Genomic DNA, 22,240 nt, shown 5'->3' on the forward strand with positions numbered 1-22,240 from the left:
TATATAAGTCCCGATAAGTTTTTCACATCATAAAAACTATTAGCGGATTGAGGATACATTTTCTTCGAAAATGCCAGGGAACCCATACCCTATCAGCGGAGGAAAGTTACGAACTTCGTTACGTAGGGTAGGGAAACCAGTACCAAAGTTTTTTGATAACTAAGGTTGATTCTAGAAATGTGAAATACATTTCGGTTTCTATATAGAATATTTTTTGAGTTAATTTAAGGGATAGTTGATTAGAACAATCTTCTAGTAACAAAAAAAGTAAAGGAGTGACTCAAATGAAGGCTGTTGTAGTGATGGATTCGCTAAAAGGAAGTTTAAGTTCAATGGAAGCAGGAGAAGCAGCTAAAGCTGGGATTTTAGCTGCGAATCCAGAGGCAACGGTGATTGTTAAACCATTGGCTGACGGTGGAGAAGGAACAACAGAAGCTTTAGTTTGTGGATTGAATGGCAGGTTAAAAACAATACAAGTTACAGGTCCTATTTATGAACCTGTCATCGCACAATACGGGATAATTGATGAAGTGGCTGTCATTGAAATGGCACAAGCAGCGGGATTACCTCAAGTTCCAACAGAAAAGCGCAATCCATTAGTGACAACAACTTATGGTGTCGGCGAAATGATTAAGGCATGTGTCGAGTCAGGATGTAAGAAGTTCATCATTGGAATTGGGGGATCAGCGACGAATGATGCAGGAATTGGAATGTTAATGGCATTAGGATACAAATTCTTAGATGCTAATGGACAAGAAGTGGTGCAAGGAGGACAAGGATTAAGTCAAATTGTTTCAATTGATGCGTCAGATGTTTTACCGGGATTATCATCCTGTGAATTTAAGATTGCGTGTGATGTCACTAACCCATTGTATGGAGAACAAGGAGCGGCTTATATTTATGCTCCGCAAAAGGGTGCAACACCTGAAATCGTTAAAACGTTGGATGACGGATTACGTCATTTTGCACGTGTAGTTGAAGGGGATCAAAAAGCAGACTTTGCTAACTTACCAGGTGCAGGAGCAGCAGGTGGTCTTGGATTTGCTTTTACTGCCTTCTTAAATGGAACATTACAATCAGGAGTCCAAATGATTTTAGAAGAGACAAAGTTGGAAGAAGTACTTAAGGGGGCCGATTATGTGTTAACGGGGGAAGGGCGGTTAGATCATCAAACGGCAATGGGGAAAGCACCGATCGGTGTTGCTAAATTAGCAAAAAAATATGGGTGTAAAGTGATTGGATTAGCAGGAGCAACAACAAAAGAAGCAACAGCGTGTCATAAAAAAGGCATTGATGCCTATTTCTCTATTGTTAATCATCCGATGTCATTAGAAGAAGCAATGGAACCGGAGGTCGCTTTTGAAAATATGAAACAAACGACAGAACAGATTTTTAATTTGATTAAAGCAATTAAGTAAGGTAAAACAAAGAAATCAACGTACTTTTCCCCATCATAACCTTTTATTTACATAAGTATTAACTTCAACATATAATATTTTTACATTGTCTTAAATGGTTGATAGGATCACAGAAGAATGTTTTCAGGGAGATATTATATTTAAAGAGAAGGTAAGAGGGGAGTATATTTACTATGACAGCAGAACAAATGTGGGAAAGGGTTATACAAGATTATCCAAACTATGGAGCGTCAACTTATGAAGCTTTTTCATTCGGGAATACAGATATAATGGCAGATGAGTTGGCATTACTTGTGAAGGCGGGGAAGAAGACTGCGACTTCATCTGTTTTTTGTTTTTATGAAATGGAAGGAGCAGCACTTCCACAAGGCGGAGAGTTAAGTATTGTACTTAATAGTAAAAATGAGGCAGAGTGTATTATCCTAACAACTAAAGTTTATACGACTTCATTTAATTTAGTTAGTGAAGAACATGCATATAAAGAAGGAGAAGGAAACCAAAGTTTAGATGATTGGAGAGAGGGTCATCAAGCATTTTTTACTGAAGCCTTAGCAGAATGTAAACAAGTCTTTGATGAAAATATGTTGATTGTGTGTGAAAAATTTAAAGTGATTTGGAAGTAAAAGAAAAAACGTCTTCTATTGTTTTTGAAGACGTTTTTTTAATATGATTAGAACAATTTATGACCACACTCATTACAGAATTTTGCATCTGGTGTTGTTTGGGTCCCGCATTCAGGACAGAATTTATAGCCGGTTGATGGGGATGATGATGCTTGGACTTTGGTCCCACACTCAGGGCAGAATTTTACATTTGGGCTTAGTTTGTGTCCACATTGATGACAGGAAAGGGTAGTAGATGGTTGAGCTTGTGATGCTGTTGATGTGTTAGTCATCATAGACGTCATTTGCTTCATCATTTCAACGCCCATAGCCATCCCAGCTCCTGTTTGAGCCATGGATGCCATCGAACTATTTGGATGTTCAGTCATCGACTCAATCATACTCATCTGTTGATAATGTGCGATATCACCGACCATATCGAAGGAAGCTGTTTTCTCAATCATCTTTTGAACGTTCTCTGGATAAGTAAAACTTGAAATTGTGAAATCAGTCACAGTTAGACCTAACTTTAATAATTCCATATCAAGATCACTTTTAATTCCTCGAGCAATATCATAAGCATTTACTTGTAAATTGAATAAGTCTTTTCCTTCTTTTGAAATCCAACGCATTAAAAGTTGATCGAGTTGAGATAAAACGCGCTCTTTTACATCCTCCACAGTAAATTGTTGCTTCACACCTGCTATACGGTCAATTAAAGCAAGATAGTCATTAACTTTAACCGTAAATGTTCCAAAGCTGCGAATAGGTAGTCCACCTTTTAAACTTGGTGTTGGGATATTAATCGCACTTTTAGTTCCCCAGCGAATTAAAAATTCCTTCGTATTCACGAATAAAACTTCTGCTCGAAGTGGACTGTTAAATCCAAACTTAAATCCTTTTAATGTGGTTAAAAAAGGAATGATTTCAGACTCGATTTCATAATTTCCTTCATCTTTAAAGATTCCTTCAATTTTTCCATTATATAAGAAAATAGCATCTTGTCCTGGACGAATAACGAGGCGACTCCCACGCTTAATTTCTTTGTTACGCCAAAGCCAAAAGATGACATCGTCACGAGACTCGTTCCATTCAATGACATTAGCAAATTGATTATTGAATAAACCCATACGTTAACACTCCTTAACTATTAAAATAAACAAAAATGAAGTAGATTGCAATGATTCCTAAAATGATTAAGATAGTGATTTTCACCCAACTATAGGGATAGGTTCCATGAATGCGTCCAGTTTCTCCATTAATAATATATTGATATTGTTTACCTTTGTAATCATAAGTAGCGGTCCAGATAGGGAGGAGGACATGTTTAAAGGTGACATGATCATAATGGGTTTGGACATGAATTCCACTGACAGTATCGTAGTAACGTAGAACTTCTAAACGGGCAGCTTCTTCGAGCTCACGATTTATTTTCTGTTTAGCAAAAGTGAATCCTTCTTGAACACTTAGACTATAACGTTCAGCCATGTAGCCAGAGATATATTCACTTCGATAGGGTTCTACACGATCAGTATTAAAAGGTTCAACTCCACACATAATCGTATTACTATAATGATGAGAAGCATTTACTAAAATATCATCGAAAAATTGATGAAGTTGACCACTGACTGGATACCAACGAACTTTCTGAACTTGATCTTTTTTTCCATTGATTTCACGAGTTTCATAATAATAACGGCCGCCTCTAGCCGTATAGGTACTAGACGTATTTGCATCATATGTCCAATAGGGGACATAGACAGCCTGAAGTTTATCACTTTGATAAAGTAGTTTTAAATCATTTGGAGCTAACCAGCGATATTTGACCCATTTTGATAGTTCCTCCAGTGCTTGATGTTTTTCGATTTTGAAGGGAAGAATAGCTTCAGGCTTAATCCCAGCTGATTGTTTCGTTTTTAGAACATGCGAGGATCCGCAATAAGAACAATGCAGCGCCGTAATATGTTTATCAACAACAGTTTCGGCACCACAGCTTTCACAAGTGATGACCTCGACATCTTCATTCCAATTTGATTTTTCTTCGAGAGTACTCACATTAGAAAAGTCATATTCATGAACTTCCCCTTCATGATCAATCGCTACTTCTGTTTCGCAGTACGGACACTTCAAAGCTTGTGATTTTATATCAAACACCATATTTCCCCCACAATTTTCACAGGTGAACACTTGGATATCTTCTTGCTTTTCTTCGCTCATTTTCTCACTCCCTATGGTAAAAAAGTTGTAGCTTAAAAAAACTACAACCGATTATGGCTTTTTAAACTTATTCTTGATTCGTTAAACCCTTTAAAGCTGCTAATTCATGATCAATAGTGGATGAACGATTTCCTTTTAAAGCAGCAAGTTCATCTTCGATAGATGAAGAGGTTTTCGTATCATATTTATTCATTAATGATTCAATATCGTCTTTAGGTACAGCATTTAAGTCGGCGATTGCATTTGCTTCATCTAACATTCGATTTGCTTTTTCTTCCATACGAGTAAAAGCCCCTAAGTTTGATTTTGAACTATTAAGTGAACTTCCAAGTTCATTAATACGTTGCTGCATATTAGCTGTCGCTACTTTTGCTTTAATACTATCACGACGAGCATTTAGTTCGTTAACTTCACTTACCAGTTTATCGTGCATTTGACGCATTTTTAAAGTATTAGATGAAGCAAGCTGTACTTTTTGTTCAAGTGTGGATTGTTTTTCTGTGAGTGTTGCTTTTTTTGATAAGAAAAGGCGAGCATCGTCATCATTTCCCGCTTCAATGGCACGTTTAGCATAATCTAATAATTTAGCAATTTCTTTATTGCACTCATCCAATTCGCGTTTTGCACGAGCTTCTTCAGCCATAATAGATGCTGTTTCAGCTTTAACTTTTCCTAAGTCATCATTTAAGTTTCGTAAAATTTGATCAACCATTTTAGCAGGGTCTTCACATTTATCTAGTAGGGCATTAATATTCGCAGACATAATATCTGAAAAACGTTTTAAAATAGACACAAAACCACTCCTCGTTCTCATGATTAATAACAGTATATGAGTAAAAGAACGAAAATATTAGGAGAATTCTAATGAATGAATTTCACAAGAAAAAATGTGACCTTAACGACATTATTTAGGTATAAAAAAATCTCCCCTCAAAGAGGGGAGGCTCTTATTTTATTCTACTTCTTGAACAGGTTGTCCAAGTGCTTCTAAAGCGGCTTGATAACCAGCCATATAACCTTCTTCAAATCCTTGGTCATAAAATTGATTGTTTTCTTCTTCTTGACCTACTTTATATTTTGCAGAAGTACTTAAGACATGGTTAGTGACCGTCACTTGTTGAATCGCAAATCGGTCGTCTTCATTTAAAGTATAATCTGATACCATTAATGTATTAGGGTCGATGTAAGTTGTCTCATGAGCGGTGTCATTGATTTTTACACGACTATATTCAGTAAAGTTTTGACCTTTTACAATGAAATTACCGTCTTCATCGTTATAAACTTCTGAAATCAAAACTTCATTAACCCCCATTTGCATTTTTGTTGGCTCATACGGATTCACGCCACCATAGATATAGCGTTCACCGTATAGCATGTCATATTGTAATAACTTAAGATTATCTAAGTAATCAGGAGTATCTTTATATTGTTGATGATAGTTAATTAATGTTCCATGATGAATGCCAAGTTGATTTAAGACATGAGCACCTAATTGGTAAGCCTCAATGTCAGTATCTTGTTTTTCTAAGCCAAAGTTGTTCCAAATAACATATTCTGTTTCGAAGATGTCACCATTTGATAATTCAGCGTCTTCAATTCCTAATGTCGGCAAGTGATCCCCATACATCACAAGGACAATATCTTCATTTATTAATGATAGGGCTTGGATTAACTCGGCGATAAATTGATCCATTTCATACATTTCATTTGTAAAGTATTCAAATGAGGTTAAGCGCTCGGTATCATCTAAACCACTGACTGTGATTTTAGAGTGATTTTCAACTGGAGTCGTTGGATAATCACCGTGCCCTTGAACTGAAATCGTATAGATATAATCTTGACCTTCTGTTGATTTTAAAGCATCAACGATTGATTTTGTTAAGTATTTATCTTTCGCCCAACCAAGTGGGGTTGTTTCTTCAATGTTCATATATTCGATTGAAGTAAAGGTATCAAATCCTAACATTTTAAATACTTTTTGACGAGTATAGAAGGTTCCTTTGTTGTTATGAATGGCATGTGTTGAATAACCTAAATCCTTTAAGTCATAGTTAATACTTTCAGCCGTTGTTTTACGTAAGATTGTTTTATATGGATATTCTCCAGCACCGAAGAATTCTAGGTTCATTCCTGAGATGACTTCAAACTCTGTGTTTGCTGTTCCGGCTCCAACTGAAGGAACTTTTAAATAACCTGAAGAGAACTGTTCTTTTAATTTTCTGAAGTTTGGAACAGGATCTTCTGAGAATTCTAAGTCGATCATGTGTGTTGGATCAAAGAATGACTCTAATTGAAGCATGATAATATTTGGTGCTTGCTTTTGTGGCACCATACTATTGTCATTACTTGCAACTAAATTTGAATTATCTAATTTAGAAGAATCTTCAGAATTCATTAGCGTTTCCGCTAATTTTTCAATAGTTGCTTGTGTATAGTTTACCGGTCGTTTAATCCCTGTGTTTAATAACGTATTAGTAAAGCAATAAGGGAATCCGTAATCTAAATAAGCAAAAGCGATGTTTCCGAAATAATCAGAAATAATATTTGCTTTTAAGGCACCTTGTGTCAAAAGTACAAAACTAATGATTCCAGCAGCGAAAAGTGGAATGTTTTTTTTGTAGTTAACTTTATTTTTTGATCTTGGTGCTTTAAAGAACGCAATAATAACTCCAATAATCGCAAGAGCAATCCCTACCCCAATTAATCCAATTTGAAACTTAGAGAAGTATTTTTCTAAAATATCAAAGGTTGATGAAATTAATTTTAATTCGTTTGCCGTAAATGGAGTGACACGATTGTTTAAAACGATTCCGTTGGTAATTCCTCCTGCTAACCAAATAAGTGAAATAGTAGTGAAAACAAAGAATTTTCGACGGACCAATAAAATCAGTGAAAAGGTTAGTAAGATTAATAAGACATTATAAGTAAATACCACGGGTGAGTGGATTAAATAATTGAATGCAGCCACAATCGAGTGACGGCTAAAGATTTCAATTAGAAAGTTAATGACGAACGCCGAGGCGATACATAGAAAATAATAATTATATAAATACTTTTTTATAATTTCTTTCATATTAGACCCCCATAAATAAATACTCTATGAGTTTGAGTGGACTCAAAGAGGTGTTTTTAAAACAATTATTTCCATATCTAATCTTAAAGTAGTCCATCTGACATTTTAACAACGACCGACCATAAAATCAATTAGAAAATTTTAGGAGAAATGAGTACAAGTAATTATTATACAGATTGAAAATAAAAATTCATCTTCTATTTGTGGCTTTTTTAAAATTCATACAAATGTTAAGAGTTAGGCAAAAAAATAAAGAACAATGTAACCGCTTCTTTTGGTGTTTTTATAAGTGGATGTCGTTTTTTGTTAATAAAATGTAAAATTTCTGTTAAGTTTTATATCTTAGCAAGTACAATAAAGATTCATTCTTGACTAAGTGTTCCCGATCGGATTGAAGTTATAATTTTTAAAATAGGTGTATTTATATTAAAGGTAATAACTAAATGATTTTTAAATCAAATTGGAACTTTATAAGTAAGGGGGGAAGAGCTGATAAAGTTAAATGAATCATCCCTTTAACGTTTAATGATAAGATAAAAGTAACAGAGATATAGAAGTAAGATTCTTAGAATCAATAGCCAACAGTATATTATGAAAAACTTAAATAAAGGGAACGTCTAATTTGATAGGTATTTTTTTATTTCGTGACCTCGTTATTGATCATGGAGGGACAGTATATGATAATTTATTCAAAAGGGAGAGGTGAAGTAGGAACTGAATAACTGAGGGAATTTTCTATCCTTATAATATGAGAAAATAAAGTTACTGATAAAAAATGTTAGTAACTAAAAAAAGTAGAGAATCATCTCTACTTTTTAAATTAAAGAGCCTTTGGTTTTAAACATTGAGTAATACGTGAAACCATTGTTTCTTTTTCTGAATCATTGCTTCCATTCCATAAGATTTCAAACATAACTCCTAATCCAGGAAGTGTTTTTTCTTCTCCAGATTCAATCGCATCAATAATCGTTTCACGGATTTCATCATAGTTTGAGTCATCTAAGTTTGCAATAACAGCTTTTCTTAAATCGAAGTTCATGATCATCACCTCATAAAAATTTCTTTCGTTATAGTTTTTCACCATTTTGGAAAACTATACATATTTTTATTATTTGAAATTTTTATAGATGAGCAACATATACTAGTGCAGTAGGTTAAGCTTAAGAGAGACGATTTGAGTGAACTGTTAGAGTAATCTTGAGCATCAGATAGGTCTATATAAATAAATATAGAAAAAACAAGAGAATTTATATCTAATTAAATTTATTTGGAAAGTTTGTAGAGTTATAGTAAAATAATATGGTGAAACCGTCTAAACATGCGGTGTTAAGAAAAGAAAGTAGGTCGAAGATATGGGGAATCGCTTTTTAAAGGGGGCAATGATTTTAAGTATTAGTATGTTTGCCACCAAATTCCTTGGAATTCTTTATGTGATCCCGTTTCAACAATTAGTTGGAACATCAGGGATGGCACTTTATAATTATGCATATACACCATATGCGTTATTTATTAGTTTATCAACTCTTGGAATTCCTGTTGGAATTGCGAAATTTGTCTCGAAATATAATGCAGCAGGAGAGTATGATACTGCTCGGAAAATGTTTAGATATGCGATTTGGTTTATGGTTGGATTAGGTTGTCTAGGATTTTTAACCATGTATAATCTAGCACCATGGTATGCACAAGTTGTTTTAGCTGGACAAAAAGAGTTAGCAAATTCAATTGAAGATGTAACAATGGCTATTCAAACGATTAGTTTTGCCTTGTTAATTATTCCGGTCATGGCTATATTTAGGGGATTCTTCCAAGGAAATCAAAATATGATTCCGACTTCAGTTTCTCAGTTTGTAGAGCAAGTCGTTCGTATTATTTTCATCTTAGCAGGATCTTACTATATTATAAATATTAAAGGTGGAAGTACAAAAGAAGCGGTTGGTTTTTCTGTCTTTTCGGCATTCCTAGCTGGAATTACTGCATTTTTAATTTTATATTATTATTGGATAAAAAATGTGAAGCATTATAATAAGCTTCTTCGAAAATCAGTTCCCCATGAACCGCGAAATTATGGGAATTTATTTACAGAATTAATTTCATATGCGATTCCGTTTGCTATTTTAGGATTGGCCACTAATTTGTTTCAAATCGTCGATCAAACAACGTATAATCACTATATGTTAGTCAGTGGATTAGATGGTGTTATTGTTGAGGATTCATATGGTATGTATGCAGGATCTTTATATAAGATTATTATGATTCCGGTCTCATTTGCTATTTCATTTGGACAGCCATTAATTCCAGAGTTAACACATCATTTAACAGCTGGGAATATGAAGTCTGTTCGTAAGAATTTAGTGTTAGCTATTCAGTTAACATGTTTCATTACGGTTCCAGCTGTTGTCGGAATGGCTTTGTTATCAGAGCCGATTTATATTATGTTCTTTAATTCGTCGACACCAGGTTATAATGCAATGGGTGGAGACATCTTTAGATTGGGATCATTATTAGGACTATTCATGGCATTATATAGTATTGTGACAGCTATTTTACAAGGAATTGGTAAGCAATGGTATGGGATTATCTTCTTAGGTGTTTCATTAGTTATTAAATATCTCGGAAATGTATTCTTAATTCCTATTTTCCAAACCGATGGAGCAACAATGGCAACGATGATCGCCTATACGTTCTGTATCACAATGAGTTTAATAGTGATTAAACGTGAAACAGGATTCAAAGTTTCACAATTACTTCGCCGATTAGTTGCAATCTTCGTCTTTACAGGAATCATGGCTTTATTCGTTATTGCTGTGAAGTTTATTCTTGATTTATTCATGGATTATAATGCACGTCATATGTTATCGTATATCTATGTAGCAATCGCGGGATTCATTGGAGTTCTAGCTTATTTTGGATTAGCTTGGTACTTCGATTTAATTACGGCTTTATTTGGAATGAAATTTTCACCAAAACAATTAAAAGAGCGCATACTTCGTCGTCGCTAGGTCATACTAAGCTCAAAAGATAGCTTAGTTTGAAGGTGATGGGATGAAGCGAGCATTAATCTATTTTACACTTGGACTTGGAGTGGCATATTTCCTCTTTGCAGGTGGTATTCGAACGAAAGTTCAATTAACGGATCAAGCACAACAAAATATTACAGTTTTAGCCTCCGCGGCTATGAGAGTCACTGATCACGTCAAATCATGGTTATCTGATTATGCAGAGGATACACAGCCCGTGATGAGCACATTAGAGCCACTTTCTCAAAAAGAATCATTAATTGATTATGATGCCGCTTTAAAAATCGTGTATGAAATTATTGAAGATCTTGATAAAATATTTACACCCGATCAAAAACAAGCGATTGAAAAAGAAGTCAATGAATTGTATAAACAAAATATTCTAAAGGAATACAGAGATCAAATTGGTCCAAGCTATTATGAATAAAAAACCGCTAATGATGGCGGTTTTTTATTATATCGTTGTTTCAGGGCGGAATCCGAGATAACTTTCAACTTTTCGAAGGCGAATATTAATGTTATCCACTTTGTTTTTAACGTCATAAATATCGATGTTTTGATTATTAATTGCTGAATAATTTGGATATGGATTGACAGAAGTTGCTAGCTGATTGCTAGGATAAGACTGAGGTGTTTGAATAGGAACGACAGGTGTTGATTGCAGTGTATCAGTAACTGATGTTGGTGGTGGGGGTGATAGCACAGCTGAATTTGTTGGCATCGTTGGAATATTTGGATTGGTTGAGCCGACTGCATTTGTAGGTGTTAGTGTAGGATTATTAGTCGGTGTCGATGGTGTCACATTTTGAATTTCTTTTTCGGCTTGTGCTCCCGCTCCAGATGCACTTGTTGGCACAGGATTTGGACGGAAGTATTGATTTGATAAGATATTTGTACCTGTTAAGTCTTCAAGAGATGGCGTTAAATCGGGGAGAGTCTGTTGAACAGGCTGAGAAAATGAGAAGTCATTGAATGAAAATTGCCCAGGAAATGAAGTGCTAGGAGACGGTTCAGCTCCGATATTAGAGTTGATGGTATCATTAATTAATGAAGGCATTTGAGGTTGGTTGAAGTTGTTATTATTGTTTGGAAGTTGGTTCGTATTAAGATTATTCATCATCGGTAGTTGATTGGTATTAAAATTATTATAAGGATTGGTATTCATCGGATTAGTCATTTGAGGCGTTTGCTGGAAGTTATTATTCATTATCGTGTATGGGTTCTGATTGTAACTATTATTCATCATTGGAAGTGGATTAGAATTGACGTTGTTGTTCATCATAGAATAAGGAGTATTAGTTGAATTGTTCATCATAGGAGTTTGGTTATAATTATTCTCCATCATTGGATAGGAGTTGGGGTTCAAACTGTTATTCATCATTGGCATTTGATTGGGATTAAGGTTATTATTCATCATTGGTAATTGATTAGGGATAAAGTTGTTGGCTGCCATGGGAACTTGATTTTGATTGAAACCGTTATTTATCATTGAATTAAGTCCTCCTATTGGTATGCCCATTCCATTTTGACCTTGAAATTGAGGGCCTGTACTATTATTAGGTCCCATCATTGGATTCAGGCCTGGTCCATTTTGAGGCATACCATTATATCCTTGCGGAGGGATTTTTGGATTATTTAAAAATTGATTTAAATAAAACTGCTCCATTTCCTCGACAGGCGATCTTGATTTTTGTTTTTTTAGTTTACCAAACATGGGCGAAGCCCTCCTTTCTATTGGTACTATATACTATGAAAGAATTCTCGATTGTGTTATGATATTTTTGTTTAAAAAAGTTTTAGATAAAATTGGAGGAACTAGCGTTGCGTTTAGATAAATTATTAGCTCATACTGGATATGGGACACGTACGGAAGTTAAAAAATTATTAAAATCAAAAGTGGTAAAAGTAGATGGTGTGATTGCTAAAGATGCGAAGCAAAAAGTTGATTTAAGTAAACAAGTTGTTACGGTGTTTGATGAAGTGGTTGAATATCGTGAATTTGTTTATTTAATGATGAATAAACCACAAAATTGTTTAAGTGCGACACGTGATCGTGATTATCGTACAGTGATTGATTTATTAGATGATTATTATTTAATGTTTGATGTGGCACCTGCTGGTCGTTTAGATCGTGATACAGAAGGCTTAGTGTTATTAACGAATGATGGAAAGTTAGCTCATGAAATCATTTCACCGAAAAAAGACGTATTTAAACGTTATGTTGCACATGTGACAGGTGAGTTAACAGACGTATCAATTAATCAGTTAGAAGCCGGTGTTGAAATTTTAGATGGAAACAATGATGCATTTATGACGAAGCCAGCGAAAGTCAAAGTTTTAGGACCAGTCGATAACCTAACAGCGGTAGAAATCTGTATTACAGAAGGGAAATTCCATCAAGTGAAGCGTATGTTTGCGAGCGTAGGATGTAAAGTGGTTTATCTAAAACGTTTAGCAATTGGAGGCTTAGAGTTAGATGAATCATTAGCGTTAGGTGAGTATCGTGAATTAACGGATAAAGAACTAGATTGTTTAAAAGCTGAGGCGACTCATTAAGAGAAAAAATCTAGCTAAGAGGATGAGGTGAGGTTAGAATGAGAATTGATTTGCATGTTCACACAACCATCTCAGATAGTTCATTAAGTACAAAAGAGATGTTATTACTGGCCAAAGAACGTGGATTAACACATGTGGCGATTACAAATCATGATACCGTTGTTGGATTAAAAGAAGCAATGGAGTTTGGGAAAGCGATTGGCGTTGAAGTGATTCCAGGAATTGAGATTAGTGCATATGATTTTAAGCGTCAGAAAAAAACTCATATTTTAGGTTATCATTTTAATTTAGAAGCCCCACATATTAAAGCCTTAGTTGATCCTATTAACGCTCGTCGAGATGCTAATACAAAGTGGCAAGTGGAACAATTGATTAAGGCTGGATATAACTTAACGATGGATGAGGTCGCTCAAAAAGCGAAAGATTCGACGGCGTGGTACAAGCAACATATTTTTGATGTCTTAACGAGTAAGGGATATCATCGCCAAGAGTTGAAACCACTATTTCAAAAAGGTGGGATTTGTGATCGTGTGATTACATACGTTAATGCCGAAGAGGCAGTAAAAGCCATTAAAGCAGATGGTGGAGTGGCCGTTATGGCACATCCTGGACAATCCAAAACGTATGATTTAATTCCGGATTTAGTGGCTGTCGGATTGGATGGCATCGAAAAATATCACCCAGATCACGATGAGCATGATTATGAGATGATTGATCAATTAACGAAGGAGTATCAATTAATTCAGACAACAGGATCAGATTTTCATCATACGTATGGACCAAATCGTCCGTTTGGTCAGCTAGTGATGGAGACTTTACCGTTTAAATAAACCTAAAAGCCACCTTACCTAAGGTGGTCTTCTTTATGTTTAAAGGCTTGCTAGACCAAGGAACGTTCACAATTTGAAAAAGTTATGATACAATAGCAGTCGTGTAAAAAAATCAAAATTTAGTAAAATTCGTCGATAATTTCGACTTAGACATATGAGAAAGGCAACGGTGATAGTATGCGTTTAAGAAAAGTAAAAGGTGCCGCTGAGACAATTGCAGCTCATCCGGAAATCGTTATTCCAAATGGAGAAGCCTTAAAAGGAAACTGGCAATCAGTCTTTGAAAAAGATCAACCTTTATATATTGAAGTTGGAATGGGAAAAGGGCAATTCGTTATTGGAATGGCACAAAAAAATCCCCATTTAAACTTCATCGGGATTGAAAAATTTGACTCTGTTATGGTTCGTGCATTAGAAAAAGTACTTGAAGCAGGAGAACTTCCAAATTTAAAGCTATTAAAAATTGATGCAGAAGATTTAACTAATATTTTTGAAGAAAATGAAGTGGAAGGTGTTTACTTAAACTTCTCAGATCCATGGCCGAAACCACGTCATGCGAAACGTCGTTTAACACATGAAAACTTTTTAAAGTTATATGAACATATTACCATTCCAGAAGGATATCTTCGATTCAAAACAGATAATCGTTTATTGTTTGAATATTCATTAGTCAGTGTAACAGAGTATGGAATGGGGTTAAGAGATGTAGCGTTAGATTTACATCAACGTGAAGATTTAGATTGGAATGTTATGACAGAGTATGAGCAAAAGTTCAGTGCTAAAGGGCAACCAATTTATCGTTTAGAAGCTCAATTCAAAGCAAAAGCTTAATCAAAAAAGGGGAATGATTTATGAAGGTAATTGTTGGTTCAACGAATCAAGTAAAAGTGACTGCTGTTAAAGAAGTTTTAGAACCAATAGGACAAGAGGTCATGGGAACTAATGTTCCTAGTGGTGTCTCTAATCAACCTTTTAGTGACGCAGAAACAGTCGCTGGAGCGAGTAATCGAGCAGAAGCTTGTTTAAAGTTTGGTCAGATTGGGATCGGATTAGAAGCTGGTGTGGAGTATTTAAATGAACAGTTATATCTTGTTAATTGGGGTGTATTAAAAACTCAAGACGGTCAGACCTTTTATGCAGGTGGGACACGTCTACCATTGCCTACTGAGTTAATTGCTCCTCTTGAAGCGGGAGCCGAACTTGGCGATGTGATCGATGGTTATTCAAAACGTCAAAATGTCCGTTCAAACGAAGGTGCAATTGGAATTTTGACAGCAGACTTCTTTAATCGCAAAGACAATTTTAGTCATATTGTTCGCTTATTATGGGGACAATACACATATGCTCAGCAGTGCTGTCGAAAATAAAAATTTGGTTAGAATCGTCTCCTATGATATAATATGATTGTATTATGCTATAAGGGGGCGATTTTTTGTCGAAACAGAAGAGAGATATGACAGTGAATACAACAGAAGAAACGAAAACGACATCAAACCAAATAAAGCAACAATTTATTAACTTAACGAAATCATCAAAACGTAAATTACAAGCATTAAATTTGAAAAATAAATTGAAAATTCATGCGATTAAACATAAATTGACTCAAACGAAAATGGAACCATCAACCTATGAAGCACCAATGATGATGGAAGCTAAACCTTCTCAATTACGATTCCTAAATCGTGCGACAACGATTTTTAGTGGAGTGGTCATCGTTGGATTAAGTGCTGGGTTACTTTATATGGCTAGACCAGTTGTGACAGCAGACACGTTTCATGCTAAGATGGACGATAGCATCGAAGCAGCCTTTGCATATCAAGGAAGTGAAGTCAATATAAAAAATGGAACAGTTGCCTATCATATTCCACGACAATTCCAATATAAATGGTCCATTGGAGTAAATGATATTATCAAGTATAAAAATAATGAGGTTATTATGCATTATAATAATCAATATAATGTCATTGGACAAGATACCGATACCTATTATTTACTTCGTGATGAAAATAAAGCAGCAGGTGAAGAAGTTTTTTATAAGAACTTTAATATTGATGGACAAAATGGCTTTGTTCAGTTAGTGCAAATGCCTGAGAAATATTTATTAACCGTCTTTGTTGATGGAGCAAAGCTATCAGCCATCATAGACTATGAAGAAGCACCATATTTAGCTTATAATATGTTAGTTGTTGGACGTACGGTTGAGTCATATGAACCATTAACAACAGAAACGCAAGTGGCTGCAAAAGGAGCTTTACGCTCTACTGACGAGTCTTCAAATTCAGAAGCGGCTGAAGCTGCCGTGACAAGTGTAAAAGATACATCAGCTGGTGTAGCAGCACAATCAGATGAAGAAACGACTGAGTCCACAGATTCAGATGGGGTTGTTGATGGAGAATTGTCAACGATGGAAAATGAACAAGTGATTCAATTTGATTTCAGTAGTGATAAGCGTAGTGAAGTTTCACAAGCTGAAAGTGAAGAATAAATCAAGGGAGGTTTTTTAACGTGAACGAAATTACAAGTGTTGAACAATATCATGAAGTGATTATGAATGAAAATGCGATTATTTTATTTACAGCTAATTGGTGTCCAGATTGTATGGTCATTAAACCATTCATGCCAAGTATCGTAGAAAAGTATAATCAGTATAATTTTTATACGATTAACCGTGATCAGTTGATGGATTTATGTGTTGAGTTAGAGATTTTCGGAATTCCAAGTTTTGTTGCTTTTAAAGGTGGACAAGAAGTTGGGCGCTTCGTTAATAAAGAACGTAAAACACGTCAACAAATTGAAGAATTCATTGAATCATTAGCGTAATGAGAGATAAGGAAAAATCGCCATGAAAATCGTGGCGATTTTTTTTAACCTTCTTGTGAAAGAAGAACCTTTTCATGTATAATTAAGAGTAAACATTTGGGTAATTTAGGGTGTGACAGTATGAAAAAACGTAAAATTTTTGATATTGAGAAAGTGGGCTTTGGGGATGAAGTGACAGTTTCACCAGCACCAAAGCCAATCTCAAAAAATGAATCAAAGGTAATGATTCAACCTACCGTAAAACCTATTGTAAAATCGGTAGTCGATCGTCCTCAGGCTATTTTAAGTCCAGAGGTGAACGTGAAAAAAGAAAGACATATTTCAACTAGTACTCAACCTAATTCGTCTCGAATGAATACTTCTTCATCATCCAAAGCTTCAGGTTATAAACCTGTTGAATTCGTGTCACCGATTAGTGGACGTCGTATTCATCAACCAAAGACGGTACACTTAGCACACGGTCAATATCAACTTTCAACAGCATCTATGGTTGAAGAAAACAAAGATAAGCCTTTGGTTGAAGAGGTACAAATTGAGACTCATCTAAGGGATGAGGGAAGTGAAGTTGTCTCAGTTCTCAATGATGAATTACATGAGCTTTTCGAATCTGAAGACGAAGCTCAAGTTTGTCCCAGTTTTACAACTGCGAACGATGCTATTGAACTGGAAAAAGACGAAACAACAATTGATCGACCATTATCAGATGAAACAGAAGATATCATCGTTGTAAATAATGAGAAAGAGATTGTTGAAGAAGTGCCAATGGAAGATGTGGATGCACCAGTCACTCATGAAATAAAAGATGGTTTATTGAGTGATATCGCTAGTGAAGTTAAAGAGTTAGCTGAAACCATCGTTGAAACAATTAATAAAGCACAAGGTGTGTTAGACGTTTCAGAACGAGACGAAGTAGATGAGGTGACTCCACTAACTGAAGAAGCTATCGATGAGATGAAAGAAGAAATCACATCGTTAGAAGAAATCACAGAAGAAGTTATCATTAAATCTGAGGAGGGAACTATCGCCTCAGAAGTGAATGACGATGAAGCATTAGAAAAAGTAGCAGAAGTAGTTGCTGTTGAATCTGACGACGAAATCATAGGTTCAGAAGCGAATGAAGATGAAGTGTTAGTCGAAGAGAGCGACGGCGAGATTGCTAAATCTGTGGCATCCATAGCTCAATCTTCTCAAGAGTTAGAGTTAGATGATGTTTTATCTTTATTAAATGAGGAAGAAAAAGCACCTTCGATTTTTGAGGCGTTGTTATCTGAAGATGAAGCTCATCAGGAACAAGTAAGTGATTTAGGAATTGATGATGTCTTAACTCTTCTACAAGAAGAGGAAAAACAAACCTCACTGCTTGATCAAATTTTGAATCATTCTCAAGAGCAAGCCTCTCTTGAAGAGACATTAAGTGATGAAATAGAAGATGAGATGTTCACGGAAGAGGATGAATCCGAATTCTTTGATGATGAAAACTTCTGTGATGAAGTGTTAGAACAAGTTCGAATAGAAGAAGAGGAAGTTGAAGCGATTTATTATGAAACACCACCTTTATCATTATTAAAAGAGCCAACTCATTCAGAAACAATGGATGAAGAGTGGATTGTTAATAAAATGGAAATTTTAGAACAGACATTCCTTGATTTTGGAGTGAAAGTTCGATTAACAGGAGAGTATACCCAAGGTCCAACGGTTACTCAAATTGAAATTCAGCCTGAATCTGGAACGAAGCTAAATAAAATAACAGGCCTTTCAGATGATTTAAAATTAAGTCTATCAGTTGAGGAATTACGTATTGAACCTATTCCAGGAAAAAATACCATTGGTGTAGAAATACCGAATCCTAAACGTAAGATGGTCTTTCTAAAGGAAATCTTATCAAAACCTGAGTTTATCTTACATGAAAGTCCGCTTTGTATTGGTCTGGGTCAAGATGTATCTGGACAACCTGTTTATGCGGATATCTCAACGATGCCTCATGGACTCATTGCAGGGCAAACCGGATCAGGGAAAAGTGTCTGCATCAATACACTATTAGTCAGTATGCTATATAAAGCAAGTCCAGAAGATGTTCGTGTGATGCTAGTTGATCCAAAACGTGTCGAATTAGCACCGTATAACGCTATTCCTCATTTAATTACGCCTGTGATTTGTGATGAACGCAAAGCAGCTCAAGGTTTAAAGTGGGCCGTTGATGAGATGGAGCGTCGTTATGAACTATTTGCCACAAATGGAGTACGAGACATTAAATCATTTAATGAAAGACGACACGAATTTGAAATGAGTTATGCGAAGCTTCCATATATTTTAATTGTTATTGATGAGTTAGCAGACTTGATGATGGTATCAGCCCAAGAAGTCGAAGACTGTATTATGCGAATCACACAAAAGGCACGTGCGGCGGGAATTCATTTAATTGTTGCGACTCAACGTCCAACGGTAGATGTGATTACCGGGACGATTAAATCCAATATTCCAAGCCGAATTGCTTTTGCAGTTGCTCAAGCAAATGATTCACGTGTCATTTTAGATGAAACTGGGGCACAAAATCTTCTTGGTCAAGGTGACATGCTTTGGTCTTCAAGTGGCTCAAAAGTGAAACGTGTTCAAGGTGCTTATATTTCAAGTGATGAAATTGATGCTATCGTTGCTTGTGTGAAACAACAAGGGAAACCAAAGTATTTAATTTCAGATGAAGTGTTCCAAAAGGGAAGCTCAAGTATTCAATCGGATACTGATCCTTTATTGTATGATGCCATGAATTTTATTTTTGATCGTGGTCATGCAACAGTATCTTCCCTTCAAACACGATTACGCATTGGTTTCAATCGTGCAGCTCGTATTATTGATACATTAGAAATGAACGGCTGGATTGGTGAACCACAAGGTGCACAAAAACAACGCGAAATTAAGATTTCTCGTGAAGAATTTGAAGCCATGAAAGATCAAACACGATTTTAATAGTTAAATGCCTTTAAAAGAAACCGCCTTTTGTGTCTGATAATGACTCAAAGGCGGTTTCCAAATAGGCGATAAATGATATAATAGTAAAGAAATAATCTTTAGTACGAGATAGGAGACGGTTTAGAATGAGTGAAAAATATCATCTCATTGGAATAAAAGGTTCAGGAATGAGTGCATTGGCACATATTTTATATGATATGGGGCATGAAGTTCAAGGTTCAGATATTGAGGAAACTTTATTTACCCAAATCGGATTAGAAGCTAAAGGAATGACTTTATATCCATTTGGAAAATCTAATATTGAACCTGATATGACAGTAATTATTGGAAATGCCTTTAAAGATGATCACGTTGAGGTGATTCAGGCAAAACAAACAGGTGCAAAATGTGTTCGCTATCATGAATTTTTAGGAAGTTTAGCAGGTGGATTTACTTCAATCGCTATCTCAGGAACACATGGAAAAACAACAACAACAGGATTATTATCTCATGTTTTACGTTTAAATCATCCGACGTCATATTTAATCGGTGATGGAACAGGTAAAGGTGTCGAAAATAGTGAATATTTCGTATTCGAAGCCTGTGAATATCAACGTCATTTCTTAGCGTATCATCCTGATTATGCGATTATCACAAATATTGAACATGATCATCCAGATTACTTCAAAGATATTGATGATGTCTTAGATGCTTTCAATACGTTTGTGAGTCAGTGTAAAAAAATGGTGATTGCTTGTGGAGATGATCCAGAAGTTAAAAAGTTAAAAGCTTCAACTAAAATCATGACCTATGGTTTTGAGACTTCAAATCAAGTGATTGCTACAAATGTGTTAAAAAATTCAGAAGGAACAACGTTTGATGTTTTAATTAATGGAGAGTTCTATCATACATTTGTAACACCATTCTTTGGAGATCATATGATTTTAAATAGCTTAGCTGTTATTGCTGTTTGCTATTTAGAAGGATTAAACCCATCAATTGTTGAAAAAGATTTACGATTATTTGAAGGGGTAAAACGACGTTTTGCTCAAAAAGCTCATCACGAGCAAATCATTATTGATGATTATGCGCATCATCCAACTGAGATTTCGGTGACATTAAAAGCAGTTCGTCAAAAATACCCAGATCGTGAATTAGTAGCTGTTTTCCAACCACATACGTTCACTCGTACAGCAGCCTTTATTAACGAATTTGCTCAAAGTTTAAACTTGGCGGATCATATTTATTTAACAGAAATTTTTGGTTCAGCTCGTGAAGCAAACGGAACTGTTGATATTCAAACATTGATTGATAAATGTCATAGTGGGCATTTAATTACGAAAGAAACGGTGAACCAGTTACACCAATATCCAACGGCTGTTGTTGTCTTTATGGGAGCTGGCGATATAAAAAAATATGAAGATGCTTATACACGTCTACCTTGGAATGTAGAAGCTTAGGATGATGGTTGAAAGGATAGGGGAAAGATGTTGACATTAACAAACGGTATAACATTGACATTTACATTATCAGATTTATTAATTTTAACAGCAATTGCATGTTTAATTGTTTTAACGGTTTATTTAGTCTTTACCTTAAAATCATTGATTCGTTTATTCAATGAATCAGCGACATTAGTAAATGAGAGTTCAAAAATTGTTGAAGATGTTCAAGAAAAAACAAAAGCGGTAGAGGATTATGTAACACAAGCTGTATCAAATGGTCAAGGAATTTTTAAAGCTATTTCTTTAGTCAATCGTGTACGACAATAAATGAGGTATAATTTATTTTGACGTCTCATAGGATACGTTGAAATGGGTAACCTATATTTTGTTAGAATGAAAGGTGGTCTTCTTATGAAAAAAAGAAATGTATTTGTTTTAGGTGCTCTTCTTGGAGCTGCAGCAGTTGCATTATTAACACCAAAATCAGGTAAAGAAATGCAAAATGAATTATTGCAAAAAGTAGATGATCTTCAAACAAAAATTAAAGACTTAGAAGTTGAAGATGTAAAAGAAGCTTTTGTTACTAAATTAGATGAAATTAAAGAGCTAGTCAATAACTTCGATTGGGAATTATCTAAAGCTGATCTTGAAGTAAAGGTCAACGATGTGAAAGCAAAATTAAATGAGATGGTTCAACGTTTAGATGAAGCGAAAGAAACATTAAAAGATCAAGCAGAATTAGTTCAAGATGATTTAGAGGAAAACTTTACAATTGTTATTGATGCCGTAAAAGATAATGCAAAAGATCTTGTAGATGGTGTCAAAACCGTTGTTTCAAGCGTTTCTGATGATGCTAAAGTTGTTGCGTCAAGTGTAGCAGAAGAAGTTAAAAATGTAGCAACTGATGTTGTTGATATTGCAACAAAAACAGAAGAAAATCAAGGTGAATAATTAAAAAAGGTTGTATTCTAAATGACGAGAGGTCATGAAGATACAACCTTTTTATGTAATTAATTGTTATTTGGATATTTTCTGGTCGCAGAGCATTTGGGGTTATAGAACGATTTTTTAGAATTTCTCTGGAATTGTAGGTTTTAGAACAATAGTTAGCGGAATAGTACGTATTTAAAGACTTAAAACAACTAAATAATCCTAAAATTCGAGCTGGACTAATGAAGATTTCACTATTGCATGATTAACGATAGGGCTGCAGTTTATCTATCATCTTATCGGTTGGGTATTAAGTTTTTATATTAGCGTAAATCTATGACTGATAATAGGTACGCTCATCTTAGGGATTGTTGTTAAGGTTTTCT

Annotated in this window: 20 protein-coding genes; 14 read left to right on the forward strand and 6 right to left on the reverse strand. The window is 35.1% G+C overall.

The features are described from left to right. Window positions 1–284: 284 nt before the first annotated feature. Both NEH75_RS03155 and NEH75_RS03160 read left to right on the forward strand, forming a co-directional pair. A complete protein-coding gene (locus tag NEH75_RS03155) occupies window positions 285–1,418 on the forward strand; it encodes a glycerate kinase (protein ID WP_055243597.1) in 1,134 nt (377 codons plus the stop codon). Between the two features lie 173 nt (window positions 1,419–1,591). Then, entirely contained in the window at window positions 1,592–2,041 is a 450-nt protein-coding gene (locus NEH75_RS03160; protein WP_262948528.1) for an ASCH domain-containing protein, read from the forward strand. A 47-nt stretch (window positions 2,042–2,088) separates the two neighbouring features. Here NEH75_RS03160 and NEH75_RS03165 read toward each other — a convergent pair whose 3' ends face one another. From NEH75_RS03165 to sspI, 5 genes are all read right to left on the reverse strand, one after another. After that, window positions 2,089–3,150 carry an SPFH domain-containing protein gene (locus tag NEH75_RS03165; protein ID WP_212726134.1) on the reverse strand — a complete coding sequence of 354 codons (1,062 nt, stop codon included), beginning with the start codon at window positions 3,148–3,150 and terminating at the stop codon, window positions 2,089–2,091. 13 nt (window positions 3,151–3,163) lie between these two features. After that, on the reverse strand, window positions 3,164–4,237 hold the full coding sequence (locus tag NEH75_RS03170) for a hypothetical protein (RefSeq protein WP_262948529.1): 1,074 nt from the start codon (window positions 4,235–4,237) through the stop codon (window positions 3,164–3,166). Between the two features lie 67 nt (window positions 4,238–4,304). Further along, window positions 4,305–5,030 carry a PspA/IM30 family protein gene (locus NEH75_RS03175; RefSeq protein ID WP_055305337.1) on the reverse strand — a complete coding sequence of 242 codons (726 nt, stop codon included), beginning with the start codon at window positions 5,028–5,030 and terminating at the stop codon, window positions 4,305–4,307. A 159-nt stretch (window positions 5,031–5,189) separates the two neighbouring features. Next, complete coding sequence (locus NEH75_RS03180; protein WP_082417967.1) at window positions 5,190–7,310, reverse strand: LTA synthase family protein; 2,121 nt, start codon at window positions 7,308–7,310, stop codon at window positions 5,190–5,192. 820 nt (window positions 7,311–8,130) lie between these two features. Then, window positions 8,131–8,349: a small acid-soluble spore protein SspI gene (sspI, locus tag NEH75_RS03185; protein ID WP_055243589.1), complete on the reverse strand. Its 219-nt coding sequence runs from the start codon at window positions 8,347–8,349 to the stop codon at window positions 8,131–8,133. Window positions 8,350–8,662: 313 nt separating this feature from the next. Here sspI and NEH75_RS03190 point away from each other — a divergent pair, with 313 nt between their 5' ends. Both NEH75_RS03190 and NEH75_RS03195 read left to right on the forward strand, forming a co-directional pair. Then, entirely contained in the window at window positions 8,663–10,309 is a 1,647-nt protein-coding gene (locus tag NEH75_RS03190) for a polysaccharide biosynthesis protein (protein WP_055276193.1), read from the forward strand. A gap of 43 nt (window positions 10,310–10,352) precedes the next feature. Then, entirely contained in the window at window positions 10,353–10,754 is a 402-nt protein-coding gene (locus tag NEH75_RS03195; RefSeq protein WP_055243585.1) for a hypothetical protein, read from the forward strand. 27 nt (window positions 10,755–10,781) lie between these two features. Here NEH75_RS03195 and NEH75_RS03200 read toward each other — a convergent pair whose 3' ends face one another. Then, window positions 10,782–12,041, reverse strand: a complete 1,260-nt coding sequence (locus NEH75_RS03200; protein ID WP_262948530.1) for a hypothetical protein — start codon at window positions 12,039–12,041, stop codon at window positions 10,782–10,784. Between the two features lie 107 nt (window positions 12,042–12,148). On the opposite strand from NEH75_RS03200, the gene NEH75_RS03205 reads away from it, so the two are divergent. The 10 genes from NEH75_RS03205 to NEH75_RS03250 all read left to right on the forward strand — a co-directional run bounded on the left by NEH75_RS03205 (window position 12,149) and on the right by NEH75_RS03250 (window position 21,875). Then, the gene (locus tag NEH75_RS03205) at window positions 12,149–12,883 is read left to right on the forward strand and encodes a pseudouridine synthase (RefSeq protein WP_055305338.1); all 735 of its coding nucleotides are present in this window, start codon (window positions 12,149–12,151) and stop codon (window positions 12,881–12,883) included. A gap of 38 nt (window positions 12,884–12,921) precedes the next feature. Beyond that, window positions 12,922–13,713 carry a PHP domain-containing protein gene (locus NEH75_RS03210; RefSeq protein ID WP_262948531.1) on the forward strand — a complete coding sequence of 264 codons (792 nt, stop codon included), beginning with the start codon at window positions 12,922–12,924 and terminating at the stop codon, window positions 13,711–13,713. 177 nt (window positions 13,714–13,890) lie between these two features. Further along, window positions 13,891–14,544: a tRNA (guanosine(46)-N7)-methyltransferase TrmB gene (gene trmB / locus NEH75_RS03215; RefSeq protein WP_055243581.1), complete on the forward strand. Its 654-nt coding sequence runs from the start codon at window positions 13,891–13,893 to the stop codon at window positions 14,542–14,544. A 20-nt stretch (window positions 14,545–14,564) separates the two neighbouring features. Then, on the forward strand, window positions 14,565–15,080 hold the full coding sequence (locus NEH75_RS03220) for a DUF84 family protein (protein WP_212725068.1): 516 nt from the start codon (window positions 14,565–14,567) through the stop codon (window positions 15,078–15,080). 65 nt (window positions 15,081–15,145) lie between these two features. Further along, a complete protein-coding gene (locus NEH75_RS03225; protein WP_055243579.1) occupies window positions 15,146–16,198 on the forward strand; it encodes a hypothetical protein in 1,053 nt (350 codons plus the stop codon). Between the two features lie 20 nt (window positions 16,199–16,218). Then, window positions 16,219–16,533, forward strand: a complete 315-nt coding sequence (locus NEH75_RS03230) for a thioredoxin family protein (RefSeq protein WP_055243578.1) — start codon at window positions 16,219–16,221, stop codon at window positions 16,531–16,533. Window positions 16,534–16,653: 120 nt separating this feature from the next. Then, window positions 16,654–19,497 carry a DNA translocase FtsK gene (locus NEH75_RS03235; protein WP_262948532.1) on the forward strand — a complete coding sequence of 948 codons (2,844 nt, stop codon included), beginning with the start codon at window positions 16,654–16,656 and terminating at the stop codon, window positions 19,495–19,497. Between the two features lie 128 nt (window positions 19,498–19,625). Then, window positions 19,626–20,939: a UDP-N-acetylmuramate--L-alanine ligase gene (murC, locus tag NEH75_RS03240; RefSeq protein WP_262948534.1), complete on the forward strand. Its 1,314-nt coding sequence runs from the start codon at window positions 19,626–19,628 to the stop codon at window positions 20,937–20,939. Between the two features lie 27 nt (window positions 20,940–20,966). Continuing rightward, window positions 20,967–21,251: a hypothetical protein gene (locus NEH75_RS03245; RefSeq protein ID WP_238580572.1), complete on the forward strand. Its 285-nt coding sequence runs from the start codon at window positions 20,967–20,969 to the stop codon at window positions 21,249–21,251. An 84-nt stretch (window positions 21,252–21,335) separates the two neighbouring features. Further along, on the forward strand, window positions 21,336–21,875 hold the full coding sequence (locus tag NEH75_RS03250) for a YtxH domain-containing protein (RefSeq protein WP_212723429.1): 540 nt from the start codon (window positions 21,336–21,338) through the stop codon (window positions 21,873–21,875). Window positions 21,876–22,240 lie beyond the last annotated feature (365 nt).

This window comes from Turicibacter sp. T129, from assembly GCF_025594975.1.
GTDB classification, from domain to species: Bacteria; Bacillota_I; Bacilli_A; order MOL361; family Turicibacteraceae; genus Turicibacter; species Turicibacter bilis.

Excerpts from the sequence above, each read along its gene's own strand:
- NEH75_RS03155 (WP_055243597.1), top strand. The coding sequence starts at position 285 with ATGAAGGCTGTTGTAGTGATGGATTCGCTAAAAGGAAGTTTAAGTTCA.
- NEH75_RS03160 (WP_262948528.1), top strand. The coding sequence starts at position 1,592 with ATGACAGCAGAACAAATGTGGGAAAGGGTTATACAAGATTATCCAAAC.
- NEH75_RS03165 (WP_212726134.1), bottom strand. The coding sequence starts at position 3,150 with ATGGGTTTATTCAATAATCAATTTGCTAATGTCATTGAATGGAACGAG.
- NEH75_RS03170 (WP_262948529.1), bottom strand. The coding sequence starts at position 4,237 with ATGAGCGAAGAAAAGCAAGAAGATATCCAAGTGTTCACCTGTGAAAAT.
- NEH75_RS03180 (WP_082417967.1), bottom strand. The coding sequence starts at position 7,310 with ATGAAAGAAATTATAAAAAAGTATTTATATAATTATTATTTTCTATGT.
- sspI (WP_055243589.1), bottom strand. The coding sequence starts at position 8,349 with ATGAACTTCGATTTAAGAAAAGCTGTTATTGCAAACTTAGATGACTCA.
- NEH75_RS03190 (WP_055276193.1), top strand. The coding sequence starts at position 8,663 with ATGGGGAATCGCTTTTTAAAGGGGGCAATGATTTTAAGTATTAGTATG.
- NEH75_RS03195 (WP_055243585.1), top strand. The coding sequence starts at position 10,353 with ATGAAGCGAGCATTAATCTATTTTACACTTGGACTTGGAGTGGCATAT.
- NEH75_RS03200 (WP_262948530.1), bottom strand. The coding sequence starts at position 12,041 with ATGTTTGGTAAACTAAAAAAACAAAAATCAAGATCGCCTGTCGAGGAA.
- NEH75_RS03210 (WP_262948531.1), top strand. The coding sequence starts at position 12,922 with ATGAGAATTGATTTGCATGTTCACACAACCATCTCAGATAGTTCATTA.
- trmB (WP_055243581.1), top strand. The coding sequence starts at position 13,891 with ATGCGTTTAAGAAAAGTAAAAGGTGCCGCTGAGACAATTGCAGCTCAT.
- NEH75_RS03220 (WP_212725068.1), top strand. The coding sequence starts at position 14,565 with ATGAAGGTAATTGTTGGTTCAACGAATCAAGTAAAAGTGACTGCTGTT.
- NEH75_RS03235 (WP_262948532.1), top strand. The coding sequence starts at position 16,654 with ATGAAAAAACGTAAAATTTTTGATATTGAGAAAGTGGGCTTTGGGGAT.
- murC (WP_262948534.1), top strand. The coding sequence starts at position 19,626 with ATGAGTGAAAAATATCATCTCATTGGAATAAAAGGTTCAGGAATGAGT.
- NEH75_RS03245 (WP_238580572.1), top strand. The coding sequence starts at position 20,967 with ATGTTGACATTAACAAACGGTATAACATTGACATTTACATTATCAGAT.
- NEH75_RS03250 (WP_212723429.1), top strand. The coding sequence starts at position 21,336 with ATGAAAAAAAGAAATGTATTTGTTTTAGGTGCTCTTCTTGGAGCTGCA.